This is a genomic window from Chryseobacterium gregarium DSM 19109 (assembly GCF_000430845.1).
Lineage (GTDB): Bacteria > Bacteroidota > Bacteroidia > Flavobacteriales > Weeksellaceae > Chryseobacterium > Chryseobacterium gregarium.
On sequence record NZ_AUMU01000007.1, the window covers coordinates 61,658 to 80,275 of the forward strand.

15 protein-coding genes and 3 tRNA genes are annotated in these 18,618 nt (G+C 38.4%); 4 read left to right on the forward strand and 14 right to left on the reverse strand.

From position 1 onward, the window contains the following. Positions 1-7: 7 nt before the first annotated feature. The 6 genes from porM to H561_RS0108650 all read right to left on the reverse strand — a co-directional run bounded on the left by porM (position 8) and on the right by H561_RS0108650 (position 8,179). Positions 8-1,597 (reverse strand): type IX secretion system motor protein PorM/GldM, encoded by a 1,590-nt coding sequence (porM, locus tag H561_RS0108625; RefSeq protein WP_027386631.1) that lies wholly within the window; start codon positions 1,595-1,597, stop codon positions 8-10. Positions 1,598-1,659: 62 nt separating this feature from the next. Next, positions 1,660-2,349: a type IX secretion system motor protein PorL/GldL gene (gene porL / locus H561_RS0108630; RefSeq protein WP_027386632.1), complete on the reverse strand. Its 690-nt coding sequence runs from the start codon at positions 2,347-2,349 to the stop codon at positions 1,660-1,662. A gap of 65 nt (positions 2,350-2,414) precedes the next feature. Beyond that, entirely contained in the window at positions 2,415-3,833 is a 1,419-nt protein-coding gene (gene porK / locus H561_RS0108635) for a T9SS ring complex lipoprotein PorK/GldK (protein ID WP_027386633.1), read from the reverse strand. Positions 3,834-3,941: 108 nt separating this feature from the next. Next, entirely contained in the window at positions 3,942-5,795 is a 1,854-nt protein-coding gene (gene glmS, locus H561_RS0108640; RefSeq protein ID WP_027386634.1) for a glutamine--fructose-6-phosphate transaminase (isomerizing), read from the reverse strand. Positions 5,796-5,823: 28 nt separating this feature from the next. Further along, positions 5,824-7,392, reverse strand: a complete 1,569-nt coding sequence (locus H561_RS0108645) for a DUF4270 family protein (protein ID WP_027386635.1) — start codon at positions 7,390-7,392, stop codon at positions 5,824-5,826. 16 nt (positions 7,393-7,408) lie between these two features. Continuing rightward, on the reverse strand, positions 7,409-8,179 hold the full coding sequence (locus H561_RS0108650; RefSeq protein WP_027386636.1) for a glycogen/starch synthase: 771 nt from the start codon (positions 8,177-8,179) through the stop codon (positions 7,409-7,411). Between the two features lie 181 nt (positions 8,180-8,360). On the opposite strand from H561_RS0108650, the gene panC reads away from it, so the two are divergent. After that, positions 8,361-9,209 carry a pantoate--beta-alanine ligase gene (gene panC, locus H561_RS0108655; RefSeq protein ID WP_027386637.1) on the forward strand — a complete coding sequence of 283 codons (849 nt, stop codon included), beginning with the start codon at positions 8,361-8,363 and terminating at the stop codon, positions 9,207-9,209. A gap of 275 nt (positions 9,210-9,484) precedes the next feature. Here the strand turns inward: panC and H561_RS0108660 are convergent. The 3 genes from H561_RS0108660 to H561_RS0108670 all read right to left on the reverse strand — a co-directional run bounded on the left by H561_RS0108660 (position 9,485) and on the right by H561_RS0108670 (position 9,801). Continuing rightward, positions 9,485-9,557 (reverse strand) — tRNA-Lys (locus tag H561_RS0108660). A gap of 51 nt (positions 9,558-9,608) precedes the next feature. Continuing rightward, positions 9,609-9,691 (reverse strand) — tRNA-Leu (locus H561_RS0108665). Between the two features lie 37 nt (positions 9,692-9,728). Beyond that, a tRNA-Lys gene (locus H561_RS0108670) sits at positions 9,729-9,801 on the reverse strand. Positions 9,802-9,916: 115 nt separating this feature from the next. Here H561_RS0108670 and H561_RS0108675 point away from each other — a divergent pair. After that, entirely contained in the window at positions 9,917-10,432 is a 516-nt protein-coding gene (locus tag H561_RS0108675; protein ID WP_027386638.1) for a shikimate kinase, read from the forward strand. 8 nt (positions 10,433-10,440) lie between these two features. Here H561_RS0108675 and H561_RS0108680 read toward each other — a convergent pair whose 3' ends face one another. Then, the gene (locus H561_RS0108680; RefSeq protein ID WP_027386639.1) at positions 10,441-10,881 is read right to left on the reverse strand and encodes an RNA-binding S4 domain-containing protein; all 441 of its coding nucleotides are present in this window, start codon (positions 10,879-10,881) and stop codon (positions 10,441-10,443) included. Positions 10,882-10,935: 54 nt separating this feature from the next. Between H561_RS0108680 and H561_RS0108685 the strand changes: the two genes are divergently transcribed. Next, entirely contained in the window at positions 10,936-11,682 is a 747-nt protein-coding gene (locus tag H561_RS0108685) for a type 2 periplasmic-binding domain-containing protein (protein WP_027386640.1), read from the forward strand. A gap of 45 nt (positions 11,683-11,727) precedes the next feature. Here H561_RS0108685 and H561_RS0108690 read toward each other — a convergent pair whose 3' ends face one another. Both H561_RS0108690 and mtaB read right to left on the reverse strand, forming a co-directional pair. Further along, entirely contained in the window at positions 11,728-13,245 is a 1,518-nt protein-coding gene (locus tag H561_RS0108690) for an FMN-binding glutamate synthase family protein (RefSeq protein ID WP_027386641.1), read from the reverse strand. Positions 13,246-13,299: 54 nt separating this feature from the next. Then, on the reverse strand, positions 13,300-14,646 hold the full coding sequence (gene mtaB, locus H561_RS0108695) for a tRNA (N(6)-L-threonylcarbamoyladenosine(37)-C(2))-methylthiotransferase MtaB (RefSeq protein ID WP_027386642.1): 1,347 nt from the start codon (positions 14,644-14,646) through the stop codon (positions 13,300-13,302). 538 nt (positions 14,647-15,184) lie between these two features. Here mtaB and H561_RS0108700 point away from each other — a divergent pair. Beyond that, positions 15,185-15,520: a nuclear transport factor 2 family protein gene (locus H561_RS0108700; RefSeq protein WP_027386643.1), complete on the forward strand. Its 336-nt coding sequence runs from the start codon at positions 15,185-15,187 to the stop codon at positions 15,518-15,520. Between the two features lie 44 nt (positions 15,521-15,564). Here the strand turns inward: H561_RS0108700 and H561_RS0108705 are convergent, their stop codons facing one another. Beyond that, the gene (locus H561_RS0108705) at positions 15,565-17,658 is read right to left on the reverse strand and encodes a T9SS type B sorting domain-containing protein (protein WP_027386644.1); all 2,094 of its coding nucleotides are present in this window, start codon (positions 17,656-17,658) and stop codon (positions 15,565-15,567) included. Between the two features lie 132 nt (positions 17,659-17,790). After that, on the reverse strand, positions 17,791-18,588 hold the full coding sequence (locus H561_RS0108710; RefSeq protein WP_027386645.1) for a hypothetical protein: 798 nt from the start codon (positions 18,586-18,588) through the stop codon (positions 17,791-17,793). Between the last annotated feature and the right edge of the window lie 30 nt (positions 18,589-18,618).

Genomic DNA, 18,618 nt, shown 5'->3' on the forward strand with positions numbered 1-18,618 from the left:
TTCTTTATTATTGAACATTAATTAATACAGGTGAAATATTCGGTACAATTGAACCTCCTAATCCGGTAGCTGTTGCTTTAATATCAAAGATATATACACCATCACCAGGTCTCAAGTTTCTGAACATTCCTTCTGCTGCTTGTAATGAATTACCCTGAATTTGCATCGATGCCCTACCAGGTACTCTTACCATGAAAGAAGTTACATTGAATGATACCGGGAAGTCAAAGTCAGGAATTACTGCCTGAAGCTGCTGATTTGCAACCGAACCTGAAGGCATGGTCAGCATATTTTTACCTCTGATCTGACCTTGTGGCGGCGGTACATTTTTAATTCTGTATTCAAATACCTGAGAAATAGACTTACCATACGGGTCTGTTCCGGATAATGTGATTTTCAGAACATTTCCTGCCCCCGGTTTTACATTCCATTTACCAGGACCTGTATTTTTCACAGCTGCTCCCGGAGCAGATAATGAAAGCTTAGCATTATCAGCACCTAAGATTGAACCTGAAACAGGGTTATCAAGGTTTCTGTACATTACATTCATTTTATCAGCAGAAAGCAATAAGCCTTTCTGAAGTTTTACTTCCTGAGGACCTGCAATTACATTATACGTATGCGTGAACGGGAAGCTTTGTGCTTTACCGCTAGCATCAGTCAATGTAATATTTCCGCTTAAAGTACGCTCTCCGATTCCGCTTGTATTAAGTGAAGCATATCCTTTACCGTTTTCCTGTCTGCTTACGCCGGACATTGAAATCTTGTTGCTGTTAGAATAATTTCCTAACATAATAACAGCTTCGGCCGGCTTACCGGAAACTACATCTACAGGTGCAGAAACAATAGCTTCGTAACTTGTAAATTTAATACTGGCATCCACTTTTTCCTGTAGCATCAGCGCCAATGCATCAGACTGTACGTTTCTTGCATCATTCTGAATAATTTCCAGATTAGAAATCGCAGCAATTAATGGCTGATGGTAGAATTTATTCTGGAACCATGTTTTCTCATTAGGAGATTTTCCTTTAGGATATTCTGCAATTAAAGATTTGTTAGCTCTTTCCACTAAATCTTTTAGCTGGGGATTGTTACCGAAAGTTGTATTGATATAATTTCTTACATCATCAATTTTGGCTTTTAAATCCAAAGCTCCTTTTGAAGGTGTATTTTCATCACCTTCCTTAAAAAAATACTCAGTAGTTGCTTCATTGTTATTTAATGCCGCAAAGTTCTCGCTTACATCAATATCTTTTCCTGCTGCATCTTTCTCATGAAATTCTGATTTCTTTTTAAGCTGGTCTTTAATTGTCTGAGCTGATCCTACCAATAAGTTAATCTTATCTCTTAAAACCTGGTACTGTGCCCATGGCTGAGCATAAGTATCCGGTACCTGCTGAGCTTTAGCCTCAAGAGTTTTTTCGAAAATCTTTTCGTTCTTTTTTTCCGTTAAAGTTCTGGTCTCATTAAGAGCTTTAGTAGAATCATAATATGATCTGATGATTTCTGCATCAATATTTAGGGCCATCATCGCGATGAACACCAAATACATCAGGTTGATCATCTTCTGACGAGGGGTCTGTTTTCCTTGTGCCATTCTCTTTTCTTTGTTTGTTTAATTTTTAATTAAGTTGTTAAATTGTAGAAATGGTTTAGGAATTAAGATTTCATAGCAGTTAGCATACCACCATAAACTCTGTTTAAATTGTTTAAGTTTGACGTTAAACCTTGTAATTCTTGGTTGAATTTTTCTGAATGTTCAGCAGATTTCTGCATATCCTGCACATACTTTTTAGCGAATTCAGACTGTCTCTGTCCGTTTTCCAATTGCATTGCATATAAAGCGTTCATGCTTTCCATATGCTGAGCAGCTTTGTTTAATTGCTCATTATATTTATGAGTAGAAGCTGATACGTCAACGGTCTGATTAATCTGATCAACCGAGTTTGAGAATTTATCGATTCCGCTTCTTAATCTGTCAAATAACTGAACATCAAGTTTAGCATCTGCCAGCATCTTGTCTAATTTAGATGAAAGTGAATTTTCAAGTTCAGCAAACTGAGCTGAAACATTTTTAGACGTATTTGAGTGTACCGGATTTGGGTTTGCATGTTTATCCAACAATTCAGGATATACATTTTCCCAAGCATAAGACTCTTCTGATTTTGGCGGGTCGAAAGCAAAAATGATGAAGATGATTGCTTCTGTGATAAGTCCCACTGTAAGAGCGATGTTACCGTTAATAGGCCCTAAGGTAATGTGAGTGATTTTAAGCCAAGCTCCAAGAATTACAATTGCAGCACCGAATGAATAAAAGAAGTTCATCCAAGCATCTTTAGTCTTAAACATATAAGTTAGTTTTTTTTAGTGTTAAATTAAAAATTGTTATTGAAAATAAGGGTACAATGATTGAATTACCTGTTAACTCTTCTTGGTTTAACAGCCGCTTCAGGAATGTCCTGTACTGTTCTGAATCCGATATAGCTTCTTGCCGAATCTTTTCTTTCCCAATCTCTAGCACCGGTCATTAACATGTATCCTACATCTTTCCAAGAACCACCTCTTACCGATCTTTTGTCATCAGCAATGTCTTTGGTAGAAGGATTTAAAGTCGATGAGAACCCGTATGAAGAATTGTTGTATGCAGATAACGTCCACTCGGAAACGTTTCCAGCCATATCAAATAATCCAAATCCGTTTTTCTTAAATTTCTTTACAGGAGCCGTATAGGTATAAGTCCCTTTTTTATCGTCTTCCATATAGTTACCTCTTTTTGGCTTGAAGTTTGCTAAATAACAACCCCTGTCATCCATTAAATAAGGACCACCCCAAGGATAAGTAGCATTTTCCATTCCGCCTCTTGCTGCATATTCCCATTCGATTTCCGTTGGAAGTCTAAATTGCAATGGTCTTTGTTTTCTTCTTTTTAAGCTTTCGTTATAGTCAGATTTCAATTTTGATCTGAAGTTACAGTAGGCTCTTGCCTGGTCCCAGGTTACCCCTACTACAGGATAGTCTTTGTATGCTTTGTGCCAGAAATACTGTTCAAACAATGGTTCGTTGTAAGCAAAGTGAAAATCTTTTGCCCAAACCGTTGTATCAGGGTAAATGGCAATGCTTTCGCTTCTAAGATAGTTTACTCCTCTTTCTTTATCAGCCAGAGCCGCATCCATATCTCCCCATCTGTACGTATATTTAAGTTTGCTAACGTCAAGGAGTCTTTCATTGCTAACTCTTGAAGAAGCCGGCAGATACATTGATTCTAAAACTTCTGCGTATTCTACATCAGGATATTTAGAGGTATTCCAATGCAATGGAACTTTCCAGTCGATTTTCTTGGTAGGATCGAATGTTGTTTCATCTCCGCCTCCCTGTGCTTCAAGATATTCCTGATAAGGTGTTAGGTTTTCTTCTTTTTGGGCAAGGTATGCGTAATCTCCGATGCTTGTCCCTCTTCCTTTTCCTTCTCCGCCTTCTCCGGCAGCCTCAGCAAGTAAAGTTCTGGCAATAGAATCTCTTACATAATTGATAAATACCCTGTATTCTGCATTAGTAGTTTCTGCTTCATCCATGAAGAAAGAGGAAACAGTAACCGTTTTTGCCTGAGCCTTCTCTGGACTATTGGTGAAATCCTGATCAGTTAGACCTGCAACAAACGATCCTGCAGGAATAGCCACCATTCCGTATGGCCTTTCTGCAACAAATGATTTTGTTTTTTCTCTAGGTATCAATTCTCCTTTTGTTCCCGGTTTACCTACCGAAGAGGCTCCCCCACCTGAACAAGATACCGATGCTACCGACGCAGACAATAATAAAAGAAATATCCTTTTCATGTTAATTTTTATAATTAAGCCGTAAATATATAATTTTTTTAAGAAACTTTTAAGATTTTTTTTGAAATAACGGAAGAAATCTAAATTTATTTTATTTGTCTACAATTTTTATTCTACCGTTACAGATTTTGCAAGGTTCCTCGGCTGGTCTACGTTTGCGCCTCTGTATACGGCGATATAATATGCCAGAAGCTGTAGCGGTACTGAAGCAATGATCGGAGAAAAACATTCTGATGTTTCCGGAATCTCAATGACATAATCTGCCATCTCGCTTACCTGGGTATCTCCTCTGTTAACTACAGCAATTACCTTCCCTTTTCGTGCCTTAATTTCCTGAACATTACTTACAATCTTATCATAATGCCCTTTCTTCGGAGCAATGATAACAATCGGCATGTTTTCATCAATTAATGCAATAGGTCCATGCTTCATTTCTGCAGCAGGATAGCCTTCAGCATGGATATAAGAAATCTCTTTCAGTTTTAAAGCGCCTTCCAAAGCTGCAGGATAGTTATATCCTCTTCCCAAATACAGGAAATTGGTGGTATTGATAAAGTCTTTGGCAATCTCCTGAACCAGTTCATGAGTGGAAGCTAAAACGTCTTCAATCTTCTTAGGAATAGCATCCAATTCGGCGATCAGGCTCATAAAGTCGGCATTTCCAAGATTGCCGTTATGTTTCCCTAATTTAAAGGCAATTAATGTAAGAATGGTAAGCTGTGCCGTAAATGCTTTTGTAGAAGCTACCCCGATCTCAGGACCAGCATGGGTATAGGAACCGGCATCTGTAATTCTTGCAATCGAAGAATCCACTACATTACAGATTCCATAAATAAACGCCCCTTTTTCTTTGGCCAGCTTAAGTGCTGCCATAGTGTCTGCGGTTTCTCCGGATTGGGAAATTGCAATTACTATATCCTTATCCGTTATAATTGGATTTCTGTATCTGAACTCTGAAGCATATTCCACTTCAACCGGAATTCTGGCGTACTCCTCGATCAGGTATTCTCCGATAAGCCCTGCATGCCATGAAGTTCCACAGGCAATGATAATGATCCTGTTCGCATTTTTAAACTTTTCAATATAATCCCAGATTCCGGCCATTTTGATTACCCCTTCTTCAACGAGTAATCTCCCTCTCATGGTATCGTGTATAGATTTCGGCTGTTCGAAAATTTCTTTTAACATAAAATGTTCGTACCCGCCTTTTTCAATCTGCTCAAGACTTACTTTAAGCTTCTGAATCTCAGGTTCAATTTTAGAATTTTCACTGATGGTTCTGATATCTACTCCTTTTTCCAAAGAAATGGTCGCCATATGACCTTCCTCAAGATAAATCGCCTCTTTGGTAAATTCCACAAAAGGAGAAGCGTCTGAAGCAATGAAATATTCCTTGTCCCCGATTCCGATCGCTAAAGGAGAACCGAGCCTCCCTACTACCAGTACTCCAGGATAGTCTTCATGCATCACTGTAATTGCATAAGCTCCATAAACTTCATTAAGGGTATATCTTACGGCAGTCGGAAAATCCGTTTCAGGATTCAGATCCATAAAGTACTGGATCAGATTGACCAATACTTCCGTATCCGTTTCAGATTTGAAGGTAAATCCTTTCTCAGTGAGCATTTTTTTAATGGTATCATAATTTTCAATGATTCCGTTATGAATAATGGCCAGTTTACCGTTATTAGATAAATGCGGATGCGAATTCCTGTCGCTTGGAACTCCATGGGTTGCCCAACGGGTATGTCCCATACCGATATGGGCTGTTCCTTTTAAATTTCCGGAAATACTAACCAAGTCATCTACTTTCCCTTTGGTCTTCTCAACCTCCAATTTATTATTATTCCCCTCCAGAACAATTCCGGCACTGTCATACCCTCTGTATTCCAATCTTCTCAGACCGTTAATTACTATATCGTAAGCATCCTGAAAGCCTGTATATCCAACTATTCCACACATAATCTGTCGTGTATTTTTTTTAAAATTTTTATTTTGTACCGTAGGTAACTCTTAGCTTTACTCTTTTTGCATCACCTAAATTTGTTCCTACAAATACAGCTCTGCTTGTATTATAAGATGTAGTGGTAAATTTATATCCGGCTAAACCTGTTCCTGCAGAATTGCTCTGAAAAGAACCTAAATCTATTTTAAAGTATTTTGTTTCAGTCACATCTGTCGCCGCTTTACTTTCCGGTTCGACAAGTTCTTTTATAGACTGTGTTACAGAAAACTCATAATATGCAGGATTTTTATCCAGATCATAAGCTTTATAAATTGTATATCCTGTAACTCCTGCCAGCTTTAATAAGTCATTTGTAAAATTAGTTTTTATCTTAGTGGGAGTAGTAGTATCTACATATTTGCGTAGCAAAGTAAATGCTGTTGGTTTCGCATAATTGCTGTTATTCCATGAAGCATCCGTATAAATTCTTATTTTGGCACTGATGATCGCAGCTTTATCATTTGCATACATCTGTTTCAGTGAATCAATTGTTTGCTGTTTAAGACTGATTCCAACAGAAGGACCACCCATCCCCTGTAAATAGAGTTTTGTATCGCCAGACACCCTGTTATAGCCAGCATTTTTTACAGCTGCGTCAGCCCTATTATATTGATATTGGCCAATGTGTGTATTAGAAGAACTTAAATCAAATGAATAGGTTGCCGGAGTTTTTGTTGTTCCCGTTCCGTTTTTATAATACATGATCAACTCCATTGTATTCGGAGCGAACTGGAACAGATAACCGTCACTTTCCTCTACAGAAATTCTGAGTCCTTTGATATGTCTGATGAAATTGGATGCATCCTGAAGTTCAGGCTGACCTTTTTTAGCAATAATCTTTTCCTGGAAAAAAGTTTTGTCTAACTGAATTCTGATTCCCGGAGTGGAAGCTGTAAATAACGCGCTCCCGTCACCGTCTTTGGTAATCGCTACCGAACTGACATCTCCTTTAAATTCTTTTGAGCCCAAAACCTTTGTATTATCATAATCAAAAATTTGGTTAGATTTTACTGTATCTGAAGGGCCTTTTAAAAATTCCTTAACTTCATTTACATGAATAGTAAATGTTCTTTTAGCTTTCCCGAACTTTAAAACAGGATAAGTATTCACTACCTTTTTAGCATTTACCGTTTCGTCAGCAGTTGTTTTATAGGTGTAATTATCGTCTAAAGTAGTGGTTTTAACAGTATCAGAAGCATAAGTCGGCTTCATCACCAACACTACAGAATCTACAACGGCATTTGCTCCGAAGTCCGGATTATAGGTAGATAATCTTAATTGGGTCAAATAGGATGCTTTCTGCATCCCGAACTGTCCTTCTGAAAACGCTCCTAAAGTGGCTAATCCTAATTTCGAAGCATCACTCCTGATACTGTCATTATTATTGATATTAAAAGCAATAACATCGAAAGGCGTTTCCTTACCCTGCGCTGCTCCGTCTAAAAACAGTTGTTCCCCAAGCGTATCAGCATCCGGCTCACAATTATAAAGGAACGCGCTTCCAAAAATCACCAGTGAAAATATGGTGACCGCTTTTTTAATAGTATGAATCATTAAAAATATAGGTGTTTTAATAAAGTTGATTGATTGAATTTACATCAAGATATTCCGATTTTGGAGTAGCGGTTTCGTTGAAGGCTTTGTCTAAATCTTCATCCAGAAACTCATCTCCCTTCACTACCATATCCACATAATTCATGCTGTCTGCCACAAAAGTTTTCACACTCGGATTATCCAATGCTTTTAAGCCTGAAATATTATCAAATTTAAGTTTTGCCGCGATATTCTGATCCAATGCCGCATCTTTTTCATTATATAATGAAAGTACAATTTTAGCGTCTTTGAAATACGCATCAGATTCGTAATATGTTTTTAGGTAAATCGGAACGAAAGAAGCCATCCAGCCGTTCAAATGAATAACGTCCGGAACCCAGTTCAGTTTTTTAATGGTCTCTATGACCCCTCTGGCAAAGAAAATAGCCCTTTCATCATTATCATCAAAAGCTTTACCCTCATCATCAAAATAATATTGTTTTCTTTTGAAGTATTCGTCATTGTCGATAAAGTATACCTGAAGCCTTTCTCCCGGGAGGGATGCCACTTTGATGATAAGGGGCTGATCCAGATCATTAATAATAATATTCATTCCTGAAAGGCGGATTACCTCATGCAGCTGGAACTTTCTTTCACTGATCTGTCCAAATCTTGGCATAAAAACTCTTACATCATTGCCTTCATTGTGCATCTTAAGTGCCATTTTGTTTACCACAGACGCCATATTGGTATCTTCCTGGTATGGATACATCTCCGTAGTAATGTACAGTATTTTTTGATTCGGCATAAACTTTTATCTAATTTTTTGTAAAAATGCTTTAATGTGCAAAATTACGAAAAAACATCCAACATTAATTTAATTAACATTTTTTTACGATAATTCCCTTACTGAGATTAGCAATACGATTTATATTCTATTATAATTATATGATATTTTTAGTATTTTTGAATTAAGATTAAAATAAACTATGGAAGTTCTAAAAAGTAAAAAAGTTCTTCAGGATTTCATTGAAAGACAGAAAGAAATGGGTAAAAAGATAGGTTTTGCCCCCACGATGGGTGCCCTGCACAACGGCCATTTATCTCTCTATACAGAAGCCAGACAGGAGAATGACCTTGTGGTTTCATCCATTTTTGTTAATCCGACTCAATTTAACAACGCCGAGGACCTTGAAAAATATCCGAGAGATATCAACAGGGATATTTTGATTCTTGAAAAATCAGGCTTGGTAGATGCCGTATACATCCCTGAAGTCACTGATATTTATCCTGAAAAAACAGAAAGCCGGCATTATGAATTTGACGGTCTGGAAAACGAGATGGAGGGAAAATCAAGACCGGGACATTTTGACGGGGTTGGAACTGTAGTGGAAGAGCTGTTCAGGCAGGTAAAACCGGACAGTGCCTATTTTGGTGAAAAAGACTTTCAGCAGCTGGCGATTATTAAAAAGATGGTTGAAAAAAATAAAATTCCGGTTAAAATTAAGGGCGTTTCTATTTTCAGGGCAGAGAACGGACTGGCATTAAGCTCCAGAAACCAACGGCTCCTGGAGGACCGGAGAGAAACTTCTAAAGTAATCTTTGAAACCTTAAAAAAAGTAAATGAGTGGTTCAGGATCGTAACAGTCCCTGAAATTAAGGAAAGGGTTCAGGATATTTTTGATCACCAGAGAGGCATGCAGCTTGAATATTTCTTAATTGCTGACGAGAAAACTTTAAAAGAAACGGATTTCTTTTATAAAGACAGGAACTTCAGGGCATTTATTGTAGTGGTAGTAGACGGAGTAAGATTAATTGATAATATGCATCTGGATTAATTGAAGAATAAAATTCTATAAGAATTGAGAGTTTATCATAGGCGTTACTTTTAAGTAGCGCTTTTTGGGCATCCTGAAAATCAAATTGAATTTTTCCTATTGATTTATTAAACCACTTTTTGCAACATCTTTATTGTGCTTACATTGCAATGAAAGTAATAAAAAACTGCCAAATTACAGACATATAAAAAAATCAAAGGCTTCCTGTAGGAAGCCTTTGAAACACCAAATCACAAAATATTAATATGAAAAAAATTTACTTTTCAGTAAACTTGTGACCCGGCTGGGATTCGAACCCAGGACCCATACATTAAAAGTGTATTGCTCTACCAGCTGAGCTACCGAGTCGGCCACAATTAAAAGTGAAGATTTCACTTTAATCATTAATTTTCTTTGCAGTGCCTGCGACTGGACTCGAACCAGCACATCCTTAGGAAACCACCCCCTCAAGATGGCGTGTCTACCAATTTCACCACGCAGGCAATAAAATTACAAAAATCCAGTAATTTATTTTGCTAGTGACCCGGCTGGGATTCGAACCCAGGACCCATACATTAAAAGTGTATTGCTCTACCAGCTGAGCTACCGAGTCGGTCACTTTATTATCAAGTTTTCATTTGAGTAATGTCCCTTGTTTTAAGTGGTGCAAAGATATAGCTTTTTTTTATTTCTCAAAACTTTTTTGCAAATTTGTTCAAAAAAAATTCATGATAATTTCACTGGTCGGATACATGGGGAGTGGCAAAACTCACATTTCCAAAATATTAAGCGAAAAACTCAATTTTAAATTTATTGACCTCGATAAAGAGATTTTTCAGAGAAACAAATTAACCATTCCCGAAATATTTGAAAAAAAGGGAGAACTGTACTTCAGGAAGCTGGAACGGGAAACTTTGGAAGAGATTCTGGCAAAGGAAAAAAATACGGTTTTAAGCCTGGGAGGCGGAACCCCTGTTTATTATAACAATATGGAAATTATCAACAATAACTCAAAAAGCATATTTCTGAAGGCTTCCGTAGGCACTTTATCCGAAAGGCTTTCCAAACAGAAAGACAAGCGGCCGTTGATTGCCCATATTTCTGATGAAAACCTTCCTGAATTTATTGCCAAACACCTGTTTGAAAGGAATTCTTTTTACGGCAAGGCGCAATTCAGTGTGAGTACGGATCAACGGCAGCCTGATGATATTGTGGACGAAATCATAGAAAAGCTCTATCTCTAGAGCTTTTCTTAATCTTCCTTTTTATCGGTGTCATCATTGGTTTCCCCAAAGAAATCGTCCCAATCTGTAAAATCTGATGCGATATCATTTCCTACATAATCATCCATTTCCCTCCTGTCTTTCTTGGTAGGCCTTCCTTCTCCCCTGGTCCGGTAATAATCCTGAGACATTTTGCGCATTTTCAGCAGTTCATACTGCTCTTTATCCGTAACATCCTTGATATGAAGCGGTACCAGCTTAGCTCCCATTCTGCTTTTAGGAATCTGAATGACTTTAATTTTGTAATCAATCTGATTCTTACGGATCTTGATGACATCTCCTTCTTTCACCTCTTTAGAAGACTTCACCACAGAATCACCGATGGCTACCCTGTTCTTTTTAATTTCTTCTGTAGCAATGGTTCTTGTCTTATAAAAACGAATACTCCATAAAAATTTATCTATTCTCATAATTTTTTATACTTTTGCCGTTATATTATTTGTAAAGTAATTAAAGTTTTTGAAATGAAAAAAATATTTTTATATATCCTTGCGGGATCTCTGTGTTTTTCTGCCTGTAAAAAGGATGATGATGAAGTGGCAACTTTCGTTGAACCGGATGACATAGGGGTAAGAAATTCATATGATGACCAGGCCATCCAGAAGTATATGGATGATAATTATCTGGATGTTCAGGGAAATATAAAAGCGTTCAGTTCTACAGATACGGCTGATGACAATCAGAAAAAGCTTTCCGAACTTAATCCGGTAAAACTTCCTTCAGGCGTAATTTACATCATAAGAAACGGTGTGCAGCCTACAACAGGTGTGACACTAGATACCAATCCTGAATCAAATACAGCTACCCAGATCAGAACAATGATCAGAGCAAACTACTATCTTGCTACCGATACAGACGGAAAAGTAGCATTTTCAGCAACAGGAAGCCTGGTTAACACTATTAATGGCGGTGGTTCCCCTTTAACCGATCCTTTGTTTTATTATGTAAAGAAAAATGAAATTGCCTCTGATAAAAACCGAAGCTATTATGAAATTGAAGGACTTCAGGAAGGACTTAAATATTTCAAAGGCTTTGCCAATAAAGCAGATGGAGATCCATACAATCTGCAAGGTGTTATTATCGTACCTTCCAGAGCAGCCTTTGCAAGAGATGCTCATTACAACTACAACAATTTCTCTTTAAAAAATATTTCGTTCGTATTTAATTTCGAGATCTACAAGGCTAATGCAAGGCCTACAGGTGACCAATAAAAATCAAAAGCGCTTCTGAAAAATCAGGAGCGCTTTTTTATACTTTTAAAATGTAGTTTTATGCTTTACATTTCCTAAAATGTCCGGGAAATAATGATCTGACAGATGATCAAATTCATCACCCCTCATAAACATTGTGGCATCTACTTCTTCATAAGAACTTCTTCCCGCTGCTGCAATCAACTCATTACAGGTATGAAGCGTATTTTTATGGAAATGGTATACCCTTTCAGCTTTGTCGGTTACATCAAGACCTTTAACCAGCATTTTATCCTGAGTAGCAACACCTGTCGGACAATTATTGGTATTGCATCTTAAAGCCTGGATACAGCCTAAAGAGAACATAAATCCTCTTGCATTATTACACATATCTGCTCCCATAGCAACAGCTCTTAAAATATCCAAGCTTGTAAGCACTTTTCCGCTGGCGATAACTCTCAGCTTATTTCTTACATTATAATTCTTAAGTGTTTTATTAACGAAAATCAAAGCAGGTTCCAGAGGCATTCCTACTCCGTCGGAAAACTCAGGCGGTGCGGCTCCCGTTCCTCCTTCAGCACCGTCAATGGTGATAAAATCAGGATAAATCTTCAGTACATTCATCTGAACGCAGATATCTTCAAATTCTTTCGTATCGCCGATGCAAAGTTTAAATCCAACGGGTTTTCCTCCGGAAAGTTCTCTTAGCTGCTGTACAAACCTCAATAATCCTGCAGCATCAGAAAATGATGAATGCGATGGCGGGGAAATAATTGTCAAACCCGGTTGTACGTGGCGGATCTTTGCAATTTCCGGTGTATTTTTTACTCCCGGCAGGACACCGCCATGACCTGGTTTTGCGCCTTGGGACAATTTAATCTCAACCATTTTTACATTAGGCAGATTTGAATATTTTGCAAACAATTCTGGGCTGAATTTTCCTTCATCATCCCTGCATCCGAAATATCCGGTCCCGATCTGCCAGCACAGGTCGCCGCCCTCCAGATGGTATGGGGAAATTCCACCTTCACCCGTATTGTGATAAAAATTTCCCTTTTTGGCCCCTCTGTTTAACGAAATCTGAGCCCTGTCGCTTAAAGATCCGAAACTCATAGCCGAAATATTTAATAACGAAGCATGATAAGGTTGCGTACACTGCTCTCCACCTACCCATACCCTGGGAAGTTCTTCTGCCGGAGACTTGGCATAGATGGAATGCTTAATGCCTTCATATTTCCTGTGATTGATTTCCAGTTGTGTCCCGAAAGGTACGGTATCGCTCAGGTTTTTAGCCCTTCTGTATACTGCTGAACGCTGGTTTCTCGGAAAAGGTTTTCCATCCGTCTCTCTTTCAATAAAATACTGTTGCATCTCCGGGGAAATATCTTCAAAAAAATATCTGAAATACCCTAGTACAGGGAAGTTTCGCAGAATCGCATGTTTTGTCTGGTAGGTATTATAAACCCCTAAAGCATATACTGCCGTTAGAAAAATGGGAATCCAGTAATGCGCTCTGATCAGCAATGCCACGATCCAGGTAACAATTACCAATACCAATCCCCAAGATAAAAACTTATCTCTCATAAGAATGTAGATTTAATAGTTAGAATTAAATGTAGTGGAAATAAAGCAAACAGGCTATGCCTTTGCTAAAAAACTTTCGTAAGACGATTGCACAGAAACCGTGCCATCTGACAGAATTTTTTCTAAATTCAAAAATTCAATCTGATTAACGGAAGCCGGATCAAAATCTTTTTGTACCCTCACATAATTCTCGGTGAAGCCGTACATTTTTCCGTCTTTATTTTCATGCTCCCAAAGAACGGGAAGCGTTTGTCCAAGCTGCGTTTGGTAGAAGGCCATCTTTTTCTTTTCAGAAAGGATCCTCAGCATTTTATTGCGTCGCTTCCGTTCAGGAATCGGTACACCACCATCCATTCCGGCAGCTTCGGTATTTTCTCTTTCGGAATATGTGAAAACATGAAGATAAGAAATCGGAAGCTCATTCAGGAAATGATAGGTTTCCATAAATAATTCTTCAGTCTCGCCGGGAAAACCAACGATAACATCAACCCCGATCGCCGCATGAGGCATCACTTCACGGATTTTATTCACCCGGTCTTTATAAAGAACGGTCAGATAGCGGCGTTTCATTTTTTTCAGTAAATCGTCGCTTCCTGACTGTAAAGGAATATGAAAATGCGGAACAAAACTTCTGCTTTTAGAAACCAATTCGATGCTTTCATTTTTTAAAAGATTGGGTTCGATGGAAGAAATACGGATCCTTTCAATACCCTCCACCTCATCTAATTCTTTAATCAAATCTAAAAAGGTATGCTCATGTCTTTTGTTCCCGAATTCGCCTTTTCCGTAATCACCTATATTCACACCTGTCAGAACAATTTCCCTGATGTCTCGGGCAGCAATCTCTTTGGCGTTTTTCACCACATTTTCAATGGTATCTGAACGTGAAATCCCTCTGGCTAAAGGAATTGTACAGTATGTACATTTGTAATCACAACCATCCTGAACCTTTAAAAAAGCTCTTGTTCGGTCACCGATCGAATAACTTCCGATAAAGAAATCGGCTTCTTCAATTTCACAGGAATGGACGATCCCTTCACTTCCGGATTTCTCCAGATCATCCAGGTAACTTAAAATATTGAATTTCTCTTTAGCACCTAATACAAGGTCTACTCCCGTAATCCGGGAAATTTCTTCAGGCTTCAGCTGGGCATAGCATCCTACAATGACAACAAGTCCTTCAGGGTTGGCTTTCATTGCCCTTCTTACATGAAGTTTACATTCCCGGTCTGCATTTTCCGTCACCGAACAGGTATTGATCACATAAATATCGGCTTTCTCATCAAAGCTCACCTTATCATATCCTGCATCGGTTAACTGACGGGCAATGGTAGATGTTTCCGCAAAATTTAATTTGCAGCCAAGGGTATGAAATGCGGCAGTTCTGTGAAATTGAGACATTTATTGATTCTGAATTTTGTGGTTGCAAAGATAATAATTTAATATGAAATCTGAATTGATTGAATCTATTGCTTAAATTCATCCTTTATCTACGGACTGTCCAGATCGTAAAACCATTAAAAATTTAAATCTGAACTGATTGTTAATGAGTTTTCATATCAGAATTAAATTCTTCCGGTTTATTGTTTGCAATGGACTTTCCAGTAACCCTACCCATCTTGCTTGGTATAATAGTATTGACCGATTCTCTGCCCCGGTTCCGCCGGGATTTTTCCTGTTTATATAGAAAATAGGTCTATCAGTACAACATATATCATGTTAGATGTTTAACATCAATAGCTGTTGAATTATTTTCTTCGTCGAATTTCCAGAATATTTCTCATCGGAGAGCTGTTCAAATAACCGGCTGCCTGATGTTTTATAGTATTCAAAACGTTTTGTAAATGATTCTTTCATCAATAGAAATTTAAAACCAAACCAGGGTTTTTAACGTATATTATTTTAAACAGAAGATATGAATTGTAAAATCAGTCATTTTATGAAAGATTTAAATTCTTTAAATACGGAACATCTTGAAAAATGGTTTACTGATGAAAGTGTGATCTGGATCCCGCCTTTGAAGGAAATTTCCGGCAAAAACAGGATTTTAGCTTTGTTCAGAGCTATCTTCAAGCGTTATGAAAAAATAGAATGGCATGTTTCTGAAATTTTCCATCTGGGAGGTGACAAATATTTCTATCAGACTAATTCCTTGGGAAGCAGGTTAGGAAAAGGAAGTTATCATAATGAAATCTGTACTATCATCCAGTTTTCGGAGAAAGGGAAGATATTGTACCTCTCCGATTATTTTAAAGATACCAATGCCTTTACTTAAAAAGCCATCTTCCGGAAGATGGCTTTGTTGTAATCTGATATACTCTATTCCCTGTTCTTTACCATAACCCAGCCGGAATATTTGAATAAGGTATTTTTCTTATCATTTTCATTCCATGTTACGGAATACCAATACGTACCGGTAGGAACTTTCTTGCCGGCAATGGTTCCATTCCATTTATAGCCATTGAATTTATTGGCCTCAAATATTTTATTTCCATACCGGTCAAAAATATTGAATACCAGATTCTGTTTGCTTCCTAATGCAGAATAATCAATGACATCATTGATCCCATCCCCGTTGGGCGTAATCACATTAACAAGATTCGGTACTACAATGGTAATATCAATAGGTTCGCAGTCGTAAGCATCTTTTACCATGACATGATGATCACCTCTGGTTACATTGGTAAAGACATTGGAATCCTGCCAGTTGATGCCGTCCATTGAATATTGATAGGCTGGTGTTCCGCCTTTAACATTCACCGTAACCGTAGTATTGGCAATATCCACATCTGAAATTACCGGCTGTTCAGAAGGATACACTTTTACAGTTTGCCGGGTAATACATTCACCGGTCTTCAGTTTTACCCAATAGGTACCTACGCCCACATTATTAATCGTTTGAGTAGTAGCACCGGTACTCCATTCATAAGATGTAAAGCCGGGGCCAGCATCCAGGGTTGTTTTATCCTCTATACAGATTATTTTATCCTGCAGGATATTTGAATATACGGGAGGCAGCACCAACAGATTTACTTTTGCGATGGCGAAACACCCGTTTCCGTCAATGACTTTTATAAAAATTACTCCGCTTGGTGCTATATAAGCCGTGGGGTTCACAATTTCATTGGTCCCGTTTTGGGCATCTGCCAAAGAAGCATAATATTTTTTGGTGCCCGGTTGTGTGGTTACCGCAGCGGTGGTTAAGTTAAATAAGGCTGTTGAAGGGTTTGATTCTATGAAACATGATCTTAAGCTGGCTTCAGTTACCACCACCACCGGATAAAATTTAAGAGAAATGACTGCTGTTGCCGTACATCCGAATTGTGAGATTATTTTTACATAAACGGTTCCTTCTGCAGACACAAAAGCGGTCGTATTGGTAATTTCATTAGTTCCCGCATTGAGGTCAGTCAGTGTAGGATAATATTTTTTAATAGCTGCCGGATCACCGAATACAGCGGCGGAAGTAAGATCAAACGTGCCCAGACCGGCGTTGTTATTGTTACAACTGAAAAGGGTTACATTCGTTCCTGTAATATTTCCCTGTTTAAACCTGAAAGTGCCCACTTGTCTGCACAAATTCAGCGGGTTATTCGGGTTTGCCGGATCCTGATAATGAATACTGTAATAATAAACGGCAGTGGTGCTCACAGTTTGCGGCGTCATAATTGGGTTGGCTCCCGAAAGGGCATCATTCTGAGAAATATGATAACTGATCTGAAAATTAGTATTCCCGTTCAGGATTCCGGAAGATAAGGTGCTGAAATCAAAAACTGCAGGATTCTGGCAGATAATTATTTCCCTGGGATCCGCAGGATTTGCGGCTGGGACTCCCGGCGGAGTGAATGGCTGGGTCTGAATGGCCGGATTGGTAAACGGTGAAGCCAGAGTAGCTGTTCCGCCCCAGGTCAAGGAAAAAGGAGCCAGGGTGGGATTAAATACATCAACCCAGTTGTCTATATATAAATAATAAGTCTGACCGGGCAAAACATCCAGATATTTACAATAAGGGGTAGGTGAGCCTCCCGCAGCACTGATAACCGTGCTGGTCATATTCAGTCCTGTGGATGCCCCTACTCCGATGACGGTGGCTGCATTACAGCGTATAGCAGCTCCTAGGTTTGCACAGGAAACGCTGGGTCCGTAAATAGCCCAGTCATAATCGGCATCCGGATCTCCGGGAACCAGATCAAAGGTAAGTGTCCCGCTTGTAGCAATGGTAATTTTATACCAGATCGAATTATGTTCCCCGGTAATCAGACACCCGCCCAGGCTTTCATTGACGGCTCCAATTCCCGACGGGGAATAGGTTATACTGGAATTTCCACATACGGCAAGGGCCGTAGAACAATCTGCCTGAGAAAAAAGAATCCTTGAAATCAGCAGAAAGAAAAGTAATAAATATTTCTTCATATTTTTCAATTTGGTTGCAATAAACTGATATAACACCGTGTTTATCAAATATAAACATTTCACATCAATAATCACATCATCCAGGAAAATAATTCATAAAAAAATATAAATTTTTAGTATATCGGCAACAAATCACTTTATACTCGTTATATTTCCGCAAAGGTTCTCAAGATGAAAAATTTTATGAAAAGGGCTCTCTACCTGCTGCAGATGTTCTTTATCCCGGATGAAAGTGTACCGTGACGCAATAGAATTCATATCTGAAACGATCACCAGCCAGCACTCATCAACAGTAGTGTCATAATACGGGAATTTCTCATTCTTTTTATTAATCAGTTCCACAATCTTATCCGAACACAGTTCATCAAACAGGTTCATATTATATTCATTGGCAATGAAAACATTCCTCCGGTGAAAGGACTTCCTGATCTTCTTCACGCAGCCGGCAGGTTTTCCCTTTTTAATGCTCCTGCAGATTGTTAAAATGATTTCCTGCTGATTTTCTAAAGCACTCCACTCTATATCCGGATGAAATTCTAAAAAATAAACACCACGATACTTCGTGGTGTCTTCCTGTTCCAATATGATTTCAGCCTGGCGAAACATTTTATTCAGGCTGCTTTCTGCCTTTTTCATTTCCATGTGGTTGATAACTTCGGTCAGTTCTATTCCGATTTTTTTACCATTGAATTGTGCAATGAAGTCAGGGCTCTCACACGTCAAATCGTGAAACTTAACTTCAGGAAAATGGTGCATGAAAGAATTAAGCAATAGGATCTCTGCTTTCTTTCTGTATTTTTCCCGGTCGTGAAGATGGGACTCGTCTATGGTACGGTGGTACTTTTCGATCGGCTTCTTTTTCAGATGCCGGTTCAAATAATATAAACTCAGGTTCTTGATTAAATCTTCATCAGAAAATGTTTTTTTCATGTGCTTCATTTTTATGATTGCGGAACACAT

Excerpts from the sequence above, each read along its gene's own strand:
- porM (WP_027386631.1), bottom strand. The coding sequence starts at position 1,597 with ATGGCACAAGGAAAACAGACCCCTCGTCAGAAGATGATCAACCTGATG.
- porL (WP_027386632.1), bottom strand. The coding sequence starts at position 2,349 with ATGTTTAAGACTAAAGATGCTTGGATGAACTTCTTTTATTCATTCGGT.
- porK (WP_027386633.1), bottom strand. The coding sequence starts at position 3,833 with ATGAAAAGGATATTTCTTTTATTATTGTCTGCGTCGGTAGCATCGGTA.
- glmS (WP_027386634.1), bottom strand. The coding sequence starts at position 5,795 with ATGTGTGGAATAGTTGGATATACAGGCTTTCAGGATGCTTACGATATA.
- H561_RS0108645 (WP_027386635.1), bottom strand. The coding sequence starts at position 7,392 with ATGATTCATACTATTAAAAAAGCGGTCACCATATTTTCACTGGTGATT.
- H561_RS0108650 (WP_027386636.1), bottom strand. The coding sequence starts at position 8,179 with ATGCCGAATCAAAAAATACTGTACATTACTACGGAGATGTATCCATAC.
- panC (WP_027386637.1), top strand. The coding sequence starts at position 8,361 with ATGGAAGTTCTAAAAAGTAAAAAAGTTCTTCAGGATTTCATTGAAAGA.
- H561_RS0108675 (WP_027386638.1), top strand. The coding sequence starts at position 9,917 with ATGATAATTTCACTGGTCGGATACATGGGGAGTGGCAAAACTCACATT.
- H561_RS0108680 (WP_027386639.1), bottom strand. The coding sequence starts at position 10,881 with ATGAGAATAGATAAATTTTTATGGAGTATTCGTTTTTATAAGACAAGA.
- H561_RS0108685 (WP_027386640.1), top strand. The coding sequence starts at position 10,936 with ATGAAAAAAATATTTTTATATATCCTTGCGGGATCTCTGTGTTTTTCT.
- H561_RS0108690 (WP_027386641.1), bottom strand. The coding sequence starts at position 13,245 with ATGAGAGATAAGTTTTTATCTTGGGGATTGGTATTGGTAATTGTTACC.
- mtaB (WP_027386642.1), bottom strand. The coding sequence starts at position 14,646 with ATGTCTCAATTTCACAGAACTGCCGCATTTCATACCCTTGGCTGCAAA.
- H561_RS0108700 (WP_027386643.1), top strand. The coding sequence starts at position 15,185 with ATGAAAGATTTAAATTCTTTAAATACGGAACATCTTGAAAAATGGTTT.
- H561_RS0108705 (WP_027386644.1), bottom strand. The coding sequence starts at position 17,658 with ATGAAGAAATATTTATTACTTTTCTTTCTGCTGATTTCAAGGATTCTT.
- H561_RS0108710 (WP_027386645.1), bottom strand. The coding sequence starts at position 18,588 with ATGAAAAAAACATTTTCTGATGAAGATTTAATCAAGAACCTGAGTTTA.